Origin of the sequence: Marinobacter flavimaris (genome assembly GCF_045057155.1) — a bacterium.
Classification (GTDB): domain Bacteria; phylum Pseudomonadota; class Gammaproteobacteria; order Pseudomonadales; family Oleiphilaceae; genus Marinobacter; species Marinobacter manganoxydans.
Map to the genome: position 1 here is coordinate 4299699 of NZ_CP171359.1, position 13968 is coordinate 4313666.

Here is a 13968-nt window from a genome sequence, read left to right on the forward strand (position 1 = left end):
GCCGCTGTACTTTAATGTTTCATGGCTACTCAGGGCAATTGCTGATCCGATCCAATCTGATCGCTCTGATGAGGACCAACCGGGATGGCTTCAATCGAAATAACGTTTGCTGGCACCTTTTCCATCAAAAACCAGCGCGGAGCCCCGCTGCCACTGTTCCACCAATTCGCTGAACCTTTCGTCGTCGGGGCTGAGTGAGCCACTTCCAGTAAGAATCTCCACAGGTTTTATCTCCAGGTCCCGCCGGTCGGAAAGGAGGCTGGCCTGGAATATTGCGAAATTGAATAGTGGCTCTTCCACGCCCTGCTTGCCGATGTCTTTCATAATTCGGTCCATTCTGGCTTTGCAGATCTCGCGGATTCTAGCCCGATTGCTCTGCGTCATCCTGGCTCCCATGACGATCCCTACAAGCTGAGTAGGCTGGAAATGGATCAGGCGTTCGAGCGGTGTCAGCTCCAAGTGTTCGCCGAATAGCCACGACGTACCGGGAGAGAAGGAGACTCGGACTTCATCTTCGTAGTTCCATGCTTCGTGTTTTGTCAGAAGGTGTCGGGATTGGGTCTTGTTCAGCTCCAGCCTCTCAGGTTCAGACAGTTTCAGGAGAGAGACGGTCTGGGGGAGGAAGGTGAAGCCATCCAAACTCTCTGTGTTGTCAGCGTACGAAATTTCTTGGAAAGGGAATTCCTGTGGTACGCCATACGACATGTTGGGGGCGAGTCCTTGCTTCGCGCTCCGACGAATAGTGGATCTCATACGTCTTGGGCATTGCCTCAATTTGCCGTCCAGATCTCTGAATATAAGGCAATGCCCCTGGTGCATGGATGCGTAGTGGGACCACATCAAGGGGTGGTCCCTGTTGAGGGAAAACGAGGCAAAGTAGGGCGGGCGTGGTTTGTACAGATCAAGAAGGCTTCTTATTCGCTGAGCGAGGATCGGCGCGAACGGCAGGAATTGCCTGGCAGATTCTACGATCCTCTGTTCGAAATCGAACGCTAGGGCGTCGGTGTACGAAATGGGGCATTTGGTGGTTATGTGATCAGTGAGCGTAGCGGCGAGTTCATCTTTCCCAGGAAGGTCTAGCCCGTCCCAGGCTAACTGGATCAAGCGATACCATTTTTCGTAGTCCGGCCCGAGTGATAAAAACGCCATCCCGTCATACGGATCGTTGCACTCCGTAGCAGAGGCTAAAAATATTTCATCGTAAAGCAGCTCTTTGAGGGCCAATTCACCCGAGGGGCGGTAACGATAGTAGAGCATGGGCTAATTCTCCGTTTGGAACTGCGACCACTGGAGCCGTTCTTACCGTTGTTTTTGCAGTGATAAAGCTAAAATATCGGATAACTGTAGCAGGTTGGGGGGCGTAGGGGCTGCCATAGCGGCCCCGGTGGATGGTGATTAGGCAGAGGAAGTCAGCTTCGGCTGGCACCGAATGACCTCATCCCATCTCCGTACCGCTTGCTGGCGGATTTGCAGAGATAAGACACGCGGTGGAATGCCTCATGAAGACTCGCTCTGTCATTTCTACTGATCCAGTACTGAGATTTTTTGGGCAAATGTATCAATGGCTTGTTCCTGTCCCAAGTAAGGCCCAGCGCACTGTGCCAAGCGCGGGAGATTCTCGTAGCAAGGTTTTCACGCCCTGAAGCGATGTTCCCAACGGTGTTAAAGGCCTCCTGGTTGAGAATGAAGATGAAGTGATAGTGCGGTCTGCCACTTCTAAAGATCTCCCGGCACCACGCGTAGCGTACCTTGGTCGCCGCTACCCACTTACGCCGACGCCTTCGTTGATAATCCTGATCGATGATTTCTCTGAACGACGCGAGGAATTTCGAAATCACCCGTTTGTGCTTCTCAGCTGTCATTCGGTCATTGATTTCCCTGGGGATGACGGGCTCAACCCGGAAGATAAAGATGCGTTTGTACTCTTGCAGAGCGCTCTCGATTACTGAGTGCAGTGTTTCTAGGTAGTTCGAAATCATCGGTAAATGCGCTGACATTACCGGCAAGCCCTTGAACGAATCTTGGTGGTGGTATTGCAAGTTGGGGTTTTCTGGGTGGCGCTTTATCACTTGGGTTCTCCAAAGCTGGTCGTTTACTCCCATGGATTCAGGCCATGGGCGTTTCTTTCAGGCACAGTTCAATCTCCAGCGGGTAGCTGGATTGACGATGCGGGGGAAGGGGCTTGCTATGGTTCTTCTAGGATTGGTTCGGGGCTTACTGGAGCCCCTCACTACTGGAGGGTTGGTTATTGATAATAATAATTAAACCGGGGTGAATCTGGGTGTTTTGACGCTTGCAGGTCCGCTTGGGATGGGTCTTTCAACGCAGGAAGCGCTGGAGCTATTGGTCTCAAATTAAATCATTGCTGATCTAGGTATTCGGTTCAGGCTGTTCCCGGTCTCTTTCATGGATAACGTCGTTAATCCAGCCCTCGATCTCACTCTCGACCCAGGCGACGGCACGGCTGCCCAGTTTGATAGGTTTCGGAAAGTTATTTTCGCTGATGTATTTGTAAACGGTGGATCTGGCCAGGCCGGTGCGGCTCATGACCTCTTTGATGCGGATCAGCTTCATGTTCATGACGGTCTCCTGATGTTCGTTCATGACATGACGCAGGCCAGTATTAATTTAATTCGCGAGTGTTATTGGATCTGCAAAACCTCTAGTTCTTTCGGCAACCACAGTGACACCCTGTGAAGGGGAACCAAGAAATTACCGCGGTTTGTCACGCCATCCGCTTGACGAAAGAGTGCTCGAACAATCCAGCGCTCACTGCTGTGGGGGTTGGGCGGCTCAATTTGAAATATTGCCGTAGAAAAGTCGCATTCCGCGTGCGGATCAAGACTCTTTAGTGTGTCCTGCAGCTCTACCGCTATGTGGTGGGCCAGGGAGTAAATCAAGGCTAGAAAGCTGCCTTCTGAATGAGGAGGACTTGAGGAACTACCTTTTGCCACAAGGGTGGAACAATCCCACCGAATAGCCTGCATTACAGGTGCTATGGTGCCACGTTTTCTCCATGGCTCGATGTCATCCCAGTGGTTGGAAAGGAGCATCGTGGCATAGGCCCAAATGTGTGCTTTAACAATGGGGCCAAAGCCTAAGCTATGAGCCTGCAGAAAGTCCTCTGCACCTTCCTTGGATGGGTTTATTTCGGGGAGAAGAGAATGTGCAGCCGTGTAGAGCTCGCGATGGGCTTTGCTGATCCAGGTGCTTAAGCCATAGCGTCCCGCTCGTGAGCGGTTTCGTTCTTGTTTTTCTTGTTGTTCAGACGAAGCAATGGTCTCGATCTCTTTCGATATTCTAGTGGTGTTCTCCGTAAGCTTGATTGCCACTAGGGCCGCGTCGTAGGCCCCGGAAAGAAACGTAAAGCTTCCTGGCTTGGCCCTGGGGTGAATGACTGCGGTTAGGCCTGTAGCGTCTTTGCCTAGGAGAAGCGGGTGATTCAAACCGAGGTAGTAGACAGAGCGCATCCGAGCCTCACCGCCATTTTTTAAGATGCCGGGCTCATGGTGAGTGATGGCCCCAATTTTCTCCAGCTTGGAAAGTTGGCTTATCACCCGCTCTTTTGTCATGCCTGTAACTACCTGGAGCCACCAATAACTCACATTTCTGACGATTCCTGGTGTTTCCGCATGGGCCAAAAGCACCGCCAGTAGATAATAGGTGGCGGGGGTAAGCCTGTTCGCCCGATGGTCACCGCTGAGCGGGTTTTGAGCAGCTTCGTTTCTTACTCGAATAGCGTGCCGGCAGAGCTCTTCAATCTCAGGCTGATGAGCAGTAGTTGGGGCGGTGCATGCTCTGAGCTGGTGCAAAAACCTTGGAGACAAACGAAAGCGGACAGTAGGGCGGCCTCTCTTCTGAGGGTGCGCTTCTCTAATGACATACCCACCTTTCTCGAGTAAATCCAACCCTCGCTTCGCAGGCTTTGGCGAAATACCAAGTCGTTTGTACAGATCTAAACGTGGCCCGAAAACGGCGCGATCTAGGCCGTAATTTTTAGACCATTGAAGTAAAAGCCAGCGCGCCTCAGGGCTTAGCTCAGGTGTTGTATAACCCAGTAATCGATAGTCCATGGGCTAGACTGTATCATGCTGAGAACTTTATGTGTCCAAACCCCTACTATAAAAAAAGGGGACTCTTGTAAAGCAATACTAGTAATGTCACTAGTTGTCTCACTAGTGAGATAGCTGGCTTTGGGTTAGAATATCTTTTGGATTGGATAAAGTTGGGGTGCCTTATGGATCAGTTGAGTGGAGGGCGCGAGACCTTGCTTTCATGGATAGACATCGGATCGCAAAGTCAGGTCAGGTGGGTAGCTGATTACCTCGCCAAGAAAGGCCGGACTGATTTGTATGTAGGGACTCGGGGCGAGGCGGAGTTGCTCGATAGGCTAAAGAGTGCTCTCAACGACGAGGCTACGCGTGAGATGATCAAGCGTATGCGTGGTGCTTGGTCGCAAAAAAAATATCGAGAGAGTAAGGGGCAGCAAGTCAGTTTTCAGCTGCCGGATGATGTCGTCAAAGGGCTAAACCGAATTGCCCAAGAACGGGGCTGTTCAAAATCAAAAGCTCTGCGCCAAGTGATAAGTGATGCCGCAAAAAACCGCCAGCGGGTTAACAGACGATCACAAGAAAAAATTCGTCGGCTTGAAAGTAATCTCAAAAAGCTACGGTCGAAGAAGCTGGAGGCGGAATTAGTTCGAGATAGGACTATAAATGCTCTGTTGGATAAGCTTACTAATGAAATAGTGATTGGCTGCCTCGAGGAGGTGGAAAAGGTTGAACGAGGGGGAGGGAGTGGCGTAGGGGTTGCAGGCGAGCGATTCGACGGTCTTCTTAGAGAAAGGGTTGCTGAGCTTGAAAAGCTCGTGCCGGAGGTCCAGCAGATTCGACCCCAGGGCAAAACAATTCGAGATTTTTTCGACGATTACCTGTGAGAAGGTTAGGCTTGAATTGTTTGGCGTAGATGATGTGTTCGATTTGGCGGTCATCACCTGAGTGTCCTTTTTCCCGAAGAGGCTTGTGCTGATTGGGGAGTATAGTGGGTAGTAATTCGTGCTTTCCGACTATTTAAGTATTTATAAGCAGTTGATATTTATCTGGTTATCGTTAATTAATCAATATTCAGGTGCAGAATCTGGAATAAGCCGGATCTCTACGCCGGTGGTCAATTCAGTGTGAGGTCGCTCAGTTCCGCCGACAGTTCGAACGTCATCTTGCGCTTGTTCAGGGGGCAGTCGAATTCCAGGTAAAAGGCGAGGAGCTGCAAGGGTACGCCGGCCGGTCGCCCGTAAAGGCGATCACCGATGATCGGATGGCCGAGGCCCGCCAGATGCCGGCGAATCTGGTGTTTTCGTCCGGTTTCGATACTGATTTCCAACAGTGAAGTTTCCCCGGTTTCGTCCAGCTCGAGCGTTGAGACACGGCTGACGGCCGCCTTGCCCTCGACGGGCGCATCAACGAGCTGCTCCCGAGCGTCGATGAGGCCGGCCACTCGCGCCTTGTAGTGTTTGGTCATGGTCCGCCCCGAAAAACACTGGGAAAGGGCGCCGGCCGCTTTCGAGTCATGGGCGATCAGCATCAGCCCGGCAGCGTCGGCGTCGAGCCTGTGGATCAGATGGCATGGTTGCTCAAGCTGGATTTCGGCCAGGCGAAGCAAACTGCAGTGGTCGCCCCACTGGGAGCCCTGGGCCAGTAGCCCATGAGGTTTGAACCAGACGGTGTAGCGCCCCGCATTCTCAAGGAGAATCGGCTTTTCCGGTTTCCTCTCAAGCACCTTCTCGTCGTAGTAAAGCTGTAGTCGGATACCCGGTTTCAGCTCCTTTGTGGCACGGCGTAGCCGAAGGCGTTTGCCCTTATGAGTCCACCAGCAGGCGCCTTTGGTCATGGCGTCCTTGATTTTTTGACGCGAGAGCCCGGGGGCCGCCTCGCTCAGGGCGTCGATGGCTTTGCCGGGCTGCCTCACGGTGATGTCGATGGTGGTTCGCATGGGTTCTTGAAGTCGCTGAACAGTGGATCGGCAAATGGTATCAGCTGACGCCCTTGTGGGGTGCGGTGTTTTGCCAAAGTCCGTATAATTCCGTGTTTTACTGGCCGAAATACGCGGCCGCCGTGTCCAGGTTTGGAGTTCTCGGGTTATGAGTCAGGCAGTTGAGCAGGGTACTCTGTACGTTATCTCCGCGCCATCCGGTGCCGGCAAGACCAGCCTTGTGGCGGAAATGCTCCGCAATGACGAGAAGCTCGGTGTTTCCGTCTCGCACACGACCCGCTCCATGCGGGAGGGCGAACAGAACGGGGTGAACTACCACTTTGTCAGCCGGACCGTGTTCGAGGCGATGATTGGCGAGGGCGACTTTTTGGAGCACGCCGATGTCTTCGGCAATTACTACGGCACTTCCCAGGCATGGGTTCGGGAAACTCTGGCAACAGGCCAGGATGTGATCCTGGAGATCGACTGGCAGGGTGCCGCACAGGTGCGACGGCTTATTCCCGAGTGTGTCAGTATTTTCATCGTGCCGCCGTCGCCGGAAGTGCTGCGCGAGCGACTGGTCGGGCGTGGTACCGATGCGCCGGAGGTCGTGGAGCGGCGCCTGGCCGAGGCTGAGGAAGAGTGCCGTCACGCAGTGGAGTTCGACTTTCTGGTGGTCAATGACGACTTCGAAGCCGCCCTCGGAGATCTGCTCGCGATTGTCCGGGCCCAGCGCCTTCGCATGGAAGTGCAGCAGCCAAGGCATCGAGCGTTGCTGGCGGGATTGTCCGGCCCGGCGTGATACGGGGTTTTCCTGTATACAAATTGAACCGGCCACAGTAAACTGTGCGGTCTGCTGAAACAGTCATTTTATGAGTCGGGGAAGTTATGGCACGAGTTACCGTTGAAGATTGTCTGGAAAACGTTGATAACCGCTTCCAGCTGGTAATGCTGGCAACCAAGCGTGCCCGTCAGCTCGCTACCAAGGGTGCCGAGCCGATGGTGGCTGAAGAAAATGATAAGCCCACGGTTATCGCTCTGCGCGAAATTGCCGAAGGCAAGATTACTCGTGATCTCCTCAAGGAAGAAGACGACGAGTGACCCAGCTGCGGACCCGGGTATATAAGTATCTGTCCGCAAGCGAGAAGCATTGAAATCTGTCCCCGCGGTTTTATAGTGTAGCTATAGAGCGTTGCTGGAAGGACTCTGGAAGGACCCGGATGCGTGCATTCGGGTTTTTTTGTCCCTGAATTTCATGAAGTCGTGGAGGCGCGGTGTCGGCAGAGGCTACGGTTGAAGGACTGGCTCGAGAGCTAAGTTCCTATCTGGATACCACTCGCATCAATCAGGTGCGACGCGCCTATTATTATGCCGAGCAGGCCCATGAGGGCCAGATGCGTAAGAGCGGCGACCGGTACATTACTCACCCCCTGGCTGTCGCCCATATTCTCGCCGATCTCCGTCTGGATCATCAGAGCCTGATGGCGGCGATGCTTCACGATGTGATCGAAGACACCGGCATTCCCAAGGATGCCCTGGCGGAGCAGTTCGGCGACGATGTTGCGGAACTGGTGGATGGCGTCAGCAAGCTTACCCAGATCGAATTCCGGTCCCGGGCGGAAGCCCAGGCTGAAAACTTCCAGAAGATGACTCTGGCCATGGCCAGAGATATTCGGGTCATTCTGGTGAAGCTGGCGGACCGCCTTCACAATATGCGCACCCTGGGCCCCATGCCCTATGAGAAGCGCCAGCGCATTGCCACCGAGACCCTCGATATCTACGCCCCCATCGCGAACCGCCTGGGTATGCACTCGATCTGCACCGAGCTCGAGGATCTGGGGTTTACCTCGCTGTATCCGATGCGTTCGAGATACATTTCAAAAGCGGTGGACAAGCTCAGGGGCAGCCACCGCGAAATCATCGAGGATATTCGTGGCAAATTGCAGGAGAAGCTTGAAGAGCGCGGCCTGCCGGGGCGGATTCTGGGCCGGGAAAAGCACTTGAACAGCATCTACAACAAGATGAAGTTCAAGCAGAAATCCTTCCATGAAATCATGGACGTTTACGCGTTCCGGATCATCACCGATACCGAAGACGACTGCTACCGGATCCTTGGTGCCGTACACAGCCTCTACAAACCCCTCCCGGGCCGCTTCAAGGACTACATAGCCATGCCCAAGGCCAATGGCTACCAGTCCATCCACACCACTCTGTTCGGGATGCACGTGAACATCGAGATCCAGATCCGTACCGAGGAGATGGAGCATATCGCCAATAACGGGATTGCGGCGCACTGGATGTATAAGAATGAACCCAGCAGCGTGACCAGCGCCAACCAGGCCCGGGTCGACCGCTGGGTGAAGGGGCTGATGGAAATGCGGGAACGGGCCGATGACTCTATGGAGTTTATCGAGCATGTAAAGGTAGACCTGTTCCCGGACGAGATATACGTTTTCACCCCGAAAGGCCGCATCATGGAGTTGCCAAGCGGGGCAACGCCAGTAGACTTTGCCTATGCCATCCACACGGACATCGGCAACGCCACCGTAGCCTGTCGAATCAACCGCAACCTGGGTTCCCTCAGCCAGCCTCTGCAGAGTGGCCAGACCGTGGAAATCATCACTGCGCCCGGCGCCCGCCCCAACCCGGCCTGGCTCAGTTTCGTGGTGACCGGCAAGGCCCGGAGCAGTATCCGGCACGTGCTCAAGAGCCAGAAGCGCGCGGAATCGCTGGAGCTCGGTCGCACCCTGCTGAAGAAATCCCTGAAAGGGTTTGGTGCGAAACTTTCCGAGATCAGCGACGCCCAGAAGCAAGCCGTGGTGAACCACAATCAGGTGAACAGTTTTGATGATCTGATCAGTGACATCGGGCTCGGCAACCGGATGGCCTATCTGGTGGCTCGTCAGCTCGCGAGCGGCTCAGAGGTTGCCGAAGCCATTGAGGCTCCCAGGGATATCGAGGGTGGCAATCATAGCCCGGTGACCATTCGGGGCACGGAAGGCCTTCTGGTTCGGTTCGCCAGCTGTTGCAAGCCGATTCCGGGAGACCCGGTGGTTGGGGTGATGGATTCCGGCAAAGGTATGGTGATTCATTCCGATACCTGCTCCCGGTTGCCCGAGGACGATGAGGGGCGGGCTCGCCTCACGCATCTTAAATGGGCCAAGGACATTACCGACGAATTTTCCGTGGAGCTCCGGGTAGAGCTGGAGCGCCAGCGCGGTGTGATTGCCGAGATGGCCAATGCGGTTGCCATGGCGGACGGCAACATCGAGCGCATTAACGTGGAAGAGCAGAACGCCCGCTTTGGCGTTGTCAGTCTAGTGGTACACGTTAATGGTCGCCGGCACCTGGCCCGGGTGATGCGCCGGATCCGCAACATTCGTGCGATTACCCACATCAGCCGTGTGCGGCACTGACCCCGACCAAAGCCCGGTTGACAGGCGCGCCACGCAAGGGCGAGGATTGGCGTTTTGGAAGAGAGGAAACCAAGGGTCATGACCAACAAATCCGTAATTCAGACCGAGAATGCGCCCCAGGCGATCGGCACATACTCCCAGGCGGTAAAGGCAGGGGATACCGTGTACCTGTCTGGCCAGATTCCGCTGGTGCCGGAAACCATGGAAGTGGTCGCCGGCGATTTCTCTGTCAAGACCCGGCAGGTATTCGATAACCTCAAGGCCGTTTGCGAGGCCGCCGGTGGCGAGCTGAAGGACATTGTGAAACTGAACATCTACATGACAGACCTGGCCAATTTCGCCACGGTCAACGAGATCATGGCCACCTATTTCCAGGAACCGTATCCGGCCCGAGCGGCGGTAGGTGTCGCGGCGCTGCCCAAGGGAGTGCCCATTGAAATGGAAGCGGTGATGGTGCTCAGCTAAGACCTGAAAACACCTGAATTGAGAAAAGGCGGCCTTGGCCGCCTTTTTTAATGCCGAAGGCTCACCCCTGATCAATCATGTCGCGGTAGCCGGCACGGAAATCCGGGTAGCGGAACTGGAAGCCGGTGTCCAGCAGTCGCTTGTTGCTGCAGCGTTTGCTCCCGGCCCGGCCACCTTTCCGGGCATCAGGCTGCGGATCGGCGCAGGGCGTTTGCTGCCGCACCCAATCTACTACCTCATCAAGTCTTACCGGCTCGCAATCGCTGGCAAGGTAGCAGGTCTCCAGTGACGCTCCCGAAAGTGCCAGCTTCACAAGGTGGGCAGCGGCCTCCGCTGCATCCTCCTCGTGAATCCGGTTACTGAACGGTGCTGGCTTCGCCGGATTCATGCGCCCCTCTTGGACCTCCTCGAGAAAACGCCGCCGTGAAGGCCCGTAAATGCCGCTGTATCGAATGATTGTCGCCGGATGGCCGCTTTCCAATGCGGTCTGTTCACCGGCCAGGACCTGCTCGCCGCTGAACCGGGCCGGTTCTGTGGAGCTGGATTCATCTACCCAGCTGTCGTCATCCTGTGAATAGACACTGCTGCTGCTCACAAAGAAAAGGTGCTTCAGAGACTGACTGCCGACGGCCGCCAACAAATTTTCCAGGCCAGTCACATAGGCATCGCGATAGCCCTGCTGGTCGTAGCTGGAGGGCGTCAGGCAATAGAGGATGATATCGAGATCAGCAGGAAGTTTGCGGGTCAGGGTCTCAGGCCTGGTCAGATCAGCGCCGATGCCGTGAACACCCTCGGAAACACGCCCGGGATTTCGCCGCAGGCCAAACACGGTGGCCGAGGTTGTCAGCCGACTGGCAATGGCGCCACCGAGTTTGCCGCAACCGGCAACGAGAATTCGGGGCGTCTTACGACTTTCAGTGATTGCCATAGACAATTTCAATCCTTATGCTTTACCTCATAAATTCGTGAAACTTCGACCCGCATCTATCTGACCGGAGCTCACCATGACTCTCACCGAGTTACGATACGTCGTTACGCTGGCCCGCGAAAGGCATTTTGGCCGGGCTGCAGAGCGTTGCCATGTCAGCCAGCCAACGCTCAGTGTTGCTGTGAAAAAGCTGGAAGACGAGCTCGGTATCCCTCTATTCGAGCGAAGCAAAAGCAGCATCCGCGTGACCGAAACCGGTCTGCGCATTATCGAGCAGGCCCAGCGGGTGCTCGATCAGGTCGGCCTGATCAAAGACATGGCTCAGGATGGCAAGAACCAGCTCAATTCGCCTCTGAAGGTCGGTGCGATCTACACCATCGGTCCCTATCTGTTCCCACACCTGCTCCCCGAATTGAGGCGTGCGGCCCCGGAAATGCCGCTTTATATCGAAGAGAACTATACCGCCAACCTGAGGCAGAAACTCCGGCAGTCTGAGCTGGATGCCATTATTATTGCCCTGCCGTTCGAGGAGCCGGAAGTAGTTACCCTGCCGCTCTACGACGAACCGTTCGTAGTGTTGCTGCCCGCGGGACATCCGCTGGCCAGCAAGGAGCAGTTGACTGCCGACGAGCTGGCCAAGGAGCAATTGCTATTGCTCGGGCCCGGACACTGTTTCCGGGATCAGGTTCTGGAATCCTGCCCACCCCTGGTAGAAGCCGTAACCCACCGGGCAAACAACGGCTCACCAGCGTTGGTGACCGAAGGCAGTTCTCTGGAAACCATTCGCCATATGGTCGCTTCCGGCCTGGGCATCACAGTTTTACCACTCTCGGCGGCCACCGCCATGCAGTACCACGAGGACATTCTGGCCGTTCGACCGTTTGCGTCCCCGGTGCCGTTCCGCACGGTGGCTCTGGCCTGGCGGGTTACGTTCCCGCGGCCCAAGGCTATTGATGTGCTCTCCCTGGCTGCCAGCCAGTGCCGGGTAATCGAAAAGGCGAAAACAGACACACCGGTTGTGGCCGAAAGCGCCTGAGCCTGACTATGACGTCACTGGATGACATACCGGTCACCCAGCTCAAGGGCGTAGGAAACGCCCTGGCAGAAAAGCTCGCCAAGCTGGGTATTACCTCCCTGCAGGACCTGCTGTTTCACCTGCCTCACCGATACGAAGACAGAACCCGGGTAATACCCATGGGAAGTCTTCGCATCGGTGATGTGGCCGTGGTGGAAGGGGAGGTTATGAAAGCGGACCTGATCATGGGTCGCAGACGCAGTTTGCAAGTAACCCTCCGGGATAACAGCGGGTTTCTGGTGATGCGCTTTTTTCATTTCAACGCGGCCCAGAAAAACCAGTTGAGCGAGGGCGCCAGGGTTCGCTGCTTCGGCGAAGTCCGGCCCGGGCGCGCAGGTTATGAGTTCTACCACCCGGAGTACCAGATCAATCCGCCGCCCATGCCAGCGGAAGGTGAGGCGACCCTGACCCCGGTTTACCCGCTGACAGAGGGCATCCAGCAGCCACGCGTCCGCTCGCTCTGCCAGCAGGCTCTGGGCTATCTTGACCGGTTCCCGATCCGTGACTGGCTGCCCGGGAACCTGCTGGCCGAGTATCAGCTGCCCGCAATCACCGAAGCCGTCCAGCTGGTGCATTCCCCGCCAGCCAGCGCGCCGGTCAACCTGCTTATGGAAGGGCGCCATCCGGCGCAACAGCGCCTGGTGATGGAAGAGCTGCTGGCCCATCAGCTGAGCTTGCTCCAGGTGCGTGAACAGATTCAGGCCCGTGAAGCGCTCCCGCTCCTGCCCACGGGGGATTTGCCCGAGCGTTTCCTGGATTCCCTGCCCTTTGCACTCACCGGTGCGCAGCGCCATGTGCTGGCCGATATCCGTCAGGACCTGAGCCAGCCACTGCCGATGCTCCGGCTTGTTCAGGGCGATGTTGGCTCGGGCAAGACCGTTGTCGCGGCATTGGCGGCGTTGCAGGCTATTGGCGCCGGTGCACAAGTAGCCCTGATGGCGCCCACCGAAATCCTTGCCGAACAGCATTTTCAGAATTTCCGGGCATGGCTAGAGCCTCTGGGCATCCGTCTCGCGTGGCTATCCGGGAAGGTAAAAGGAAAGACCCGGACGGAAACGCTGGAAGCGGTCCAGTCAGGGGATGCCGCCGTGGTGATCGGCACCCATGCCCTGTTTCAGGACGACGTCAGGTTCCATCGTCTTGCCCTGGTCATCGTCGATGAACAGCATCGTTTCGGCGTACACCAGAGGCTGGCCTTGCGGGAAAAGGGTGTCGGTGGCTCACTGGCACCTCACCAGTTGATCATGACCGCAACACCCATTCCCCGTACGCTTGCCATGAGCGCCTATGCCGATCTCGATACCTCGGTGATTGATGAACTGCCTCCAGGACGGAAGCCGATCGAAACCATCGTGATTCCCGACAGCCGCAGGGAAGATGTGATTGAACGGGTTCGGGGCGCCTGCAGGGAAGGTCGACAGGCCTATTGGGTGTGCACTCTGATCGAGGAGTCCGAGGCTCTGCAGTGTCAAGCCGCGGAGGTGACTGCCCAGGAGCTTGCCGAGCGATTGCCGGACCTGAAAGTGGGGCTGGTGCATGGCCGGCTAAAGGCTCAGGAAAAGGCGGCGGTGATGGAGCAGTTCAAAGTTGGCGAGCTGGACCTGCTGGTCGCGACCACGGTGATTGAGGTTGGGGTGGACGTCCCCAACGCGTCGCTGATCATCATTGAAAACCCGGAACGCCTGGGGCTGGCCCAGTTGCATCAACTCCGTGGTCGTGTTGGCCGGGGCGAGCAGGCAAGTTTCTGTGTCCTGATGTACCACCCGCCTTTGTCCGCCAATGGCAAGGCCCGGCTGCAGGCGCTCAGGGACAGCCAGGATGGCTTCTTTATTGCCGAGAAAGACCTGGAGATTCGGGGGCCGGGCGAAGTATTGGGTACCCGGCAGACCGGTATGATGCAGTTTCGTCTGGCGGACTTCGAACGCGACAAGGGCTGGATTGAGCCAGTTCGGAAAATGGCGCCGGGATTGATGGTTCATCCGGAGACTGTCCGCGCTCTGGTGCGACGATGGCTCGGTGAGAGAACCCGTTACGGCGATGTGTAAAGGCGTCCGTTTATTCACTGAAAGCGTATGAAAACGCTCTGGAAATAGAGTTCAGTCAACGTCAGAGTCATT

At 56.0% G+C, this 13968-nt stretch carries 13 protein-coding genes; 7 read left to right on the forward strand and 6 right to left on the reverse strand.

Annotated elements, in window-relative coordinates; all coding sequences use genetic code 11:
• Window positions 1–90 precede the first annotated feature (90 nt).
• The 4 genes from ACGK9W_RS20045 to ACGK9W_RS20060 all read right to left on the reverse strand — a co-directional run bounded on the left by ACGK9W_RS20045 (window position 91) and on the right by ACGK9W_RS20060 (window position 4073).
• Window positions 91–1257 carry a DUF2971 domain-containing protein gene (locus ACGK9W_RS20045; protein ID WP_405418392.1) on the reverse strand — a complete coding sequence of 389 codons (1167 nt, stop codon included), beginning with the start codon at window positions 1255–1257 and terminating at the stop codon, window positions 91–93.
• A 152-nt stretch (window positions 1258–1409) separates the two neighbouring features.
• Window positions 1410–2069, reverse strand: coding sequence for an inovirus Gp2 family protein (locus tag ACGK9W_RS20050; protein ID WP_405418394.1), 660 nt, complete (start codon window positions 2067–2069; stop codon window positions 1410–1412).
• A 301-nt stretch (window positions 2070–2370) separates the two neighbouring features.
• The gene (locus tag ACGK9W_RS20055; protein ID WP_405421117.1) at window positions 2371–2574 is read right to left on the reverse strand and encodes an AlpA family transcriptional regulator; all 204 of its coding nucleotides are present in this window, start codon (window positions 2572–2574) and stop codon (window positions 2371–2373) included.
• A gap of 68 nt (window positions 2575–2642) precedes the next feature.
• Window positions 2643–4073, reverse strand: coding sequence for a hypothetical protein (locus ACGK9W_RS20060; RefSeq protein ID WP_405418396.1), 1431 nt, complete (start codon window positions 4071–4073; stop codon window positions 2643–2645).
• 164 nt (window positions 4074–4237) lie between these two features.
• Between ACGK9W_RS20060 and ACGK9W_RS20065 the strand changes: the two genes are divergently transcribed.
• A complete protein-coding gene (locus tag ACGK9W_RS20065; RefSeq protein WP_405418397.1) occupies window positions 4238–4936 on the forward strand; it encodes a ribbon-helix-helix protein, CopG family in 699 nt (232 codons plus the stop codon).
• A gap of 230 nt (window positions 4937–5166) precedes the next feature.
• Here ACGK9W_RS20065 and ACGK9W_RS20070 read toward each other — a convergent pair whose 3' ends face one another.
• Window positions 5167–5988, reverse strand: a complete 822-nt coding sequence (locus tag ACGK9W_RS20070; protein ID WP_405418399.1) for an RluA family pseudouridine synthase — start codon at window positions 5986–5988, stop codon at window positions 5167–5169.
• Window positions 5989–6136: 148 nt separating this feature from the next.
• On the opposite strand from ACGK9W_RS20070, the gene gmk reads away from it, so the two are divergent.
• The 4 genes from gmk to ACGK9W_RS20090 all read left to right on the forward strand — a co-directional run bounded on the left by gmk (window position 6137) and on the right by ACGK9W_RS20090 (window position 9848).
• Window positions 6137–6769, forward strand: a complete 633-nt coding sequence (gene gmk / locus ACGK9W_RS20075) for a guanylate kinase (RefSeq protein ID WP_108019571.1) — start codon at window positions 6137–6139, stop codon at window positions 6767–6769.
• Window positions 6770–6855: 86 nt separating this feature from the next.
• Window positions 6856–7068, forward strand: a complete 213-nt coding sequence (gene rpoZ, locus ACGK9W_RS20080) for a DNA-directed RNA polymerase subunit omega (protein WP_008169593.1) — start codon at window positions 6856–6858, stop codon at window positions 7066–7068.
• 173 nt (window positions 7069–7241) lie between these two features.
• Entirely contained in the window at window positions 7242–9383 is a 2142-nt protein-coding gene (locus ACGK9W_RS20085) for a bifunctional (p)ppGpp synthetase/guanosine-3',5'-bis(diphosphate) 3'-pyrophosphohydrolase (RefSeq protein ID WP_053114221.1), read from the forward strand.
• Between the two features lie 78 nt (window positions 9384–9461).
• Window positions 9462–9848, forward strand: a complete 387-nt coding sequence (locus ACGK9W_RS20090; RefSeq protein ID WP_405418401.1) for a RidA family protein — start codon at window positions 9462–9464, stop codon at window positions 9846–9848.
• A 61-nt stretch (window positions 9849–9909) separates the two neighbouring features.
• Here ACGK9W_RS20090 and ACGK9W_RS20095 read toward each other — a convergent pair whose 3' ends face one another.
• The gene (locus tag ACGK9W_RS20095; RefSeq protein WP_405418403.1) at window positions 9910–10776 is read right to left on the reverse strand and encodes an NAD-dependent epimerase/dehydratase family protein; all 867 of its coding nucleotides are present in this window, start codon (window positions 10774–10776) and stop codon (window positions 9910–9912) included.
• Window positions 10777–10852: 76 nt separating this feature from the next.
• Between ACGK9W_RS20095 and ACGK9W_RS20100 the strand changes: the two genes are divergently transcribed.
• Window positions 10853–11812 (forward strand): hydrogen peroxide-inducible genes activator, encoded by a 960-nt coding sequence (locus ACGK9W_RS20100; RefSeq protein WP_008169585.1) that lies wholly within the window; start codon window positions 10853–10855, stop codon window positions 11810–11812.
• Window positions 11813–11820: 8 nt separating this feature from the next.
• Window positions 11821–13896, forward strand: coding sequence for an ATP-dependent DNA helicase RecG (gene recG / locus ACGK9W_RS20105; RefSeq protein ID WP_405418405.1), 2076 nt, complete (start codon window positions 11821–11823; stop codon window positions 13894–13896).
• Window positions 13897–13968: the final 72 nt, after the last annotated feature.

Coding starts and splice junctions, on each gene's coding strand:
- ACGK9W_RS20055 (WP_405421117.1), bottom strand. CDS start 2,574: ATGAAGCTGATCCGCATCAAAGAGGTCATGAGCCGCACCGGCCTGGCC.
- ACGK9W_RS20070 (WP_405418399.1), bottom strand. CDS start 5,988: ATGCGAACCACCATCGACATCACCGTGAGGCAGCCCGGCAAAGCCATC.
- ACGK9W_RS20045 (WP_405418392.1), bottom strand. CDS start 1,257: ATGCTCTACTATCGTTACCGCCCCTCGGGTGAATTGGCCCTCAAAGAG.
- ACGK9W_RS20095 (WP_405418403.1), bottom strand. CDS start 10,776: ATGGCAATCACTGAAAGTCGTAAGACGCCCCGAATTCTCGTTGCCGGT.
- rpoZ (WP_008169593.1), top strand. CDS start 6,856: ATGGCACGAGTTACCGTTGAAGATTGTCTGGAAAACGTTGATAACCGC.
- ACGK9W_RS20065 (WP_405418397.1), top strand. CDS start 4,238: ATGGATCAGTTGAGTGGAGGGCGCGAGACCTTGCTTTCATGGATAGAC.
- recG (WP_405418405.1), top strand. CDS start 11,821: ATGACGTCACTGGATGACATACCGGTCACCCAGCTCAAGGGCGTAGGA.
- ACGK9W_RS20060 (WP_405418396.1), bottom strand. CDS start 4,073: ATGGACTATCGATTACTGGGTTATACAACACCTGAGCTAAGCCCTGAG.
- gmk (WP_108019571.1), top strand. CDS start 6,137: ATGAGTCAGGCAGTTGAGCAGGGTACTCTGTACGTTATCTCCGCGCCA.
- ACGK9W_RS20100 (WP_008169585.1), top strand. CDS start 10,853: ATGACTCTCACCGAGTTACGATACGTCGTTACGCTGGCCCGCGAAAGG.
- ACGK9W_RS20090 (WP_405418401.1), top strand. CDS start 9,462: ATGACCAACAAATCCGTAATTCAGACCGAGAATGCGCCCCAGGCGATC.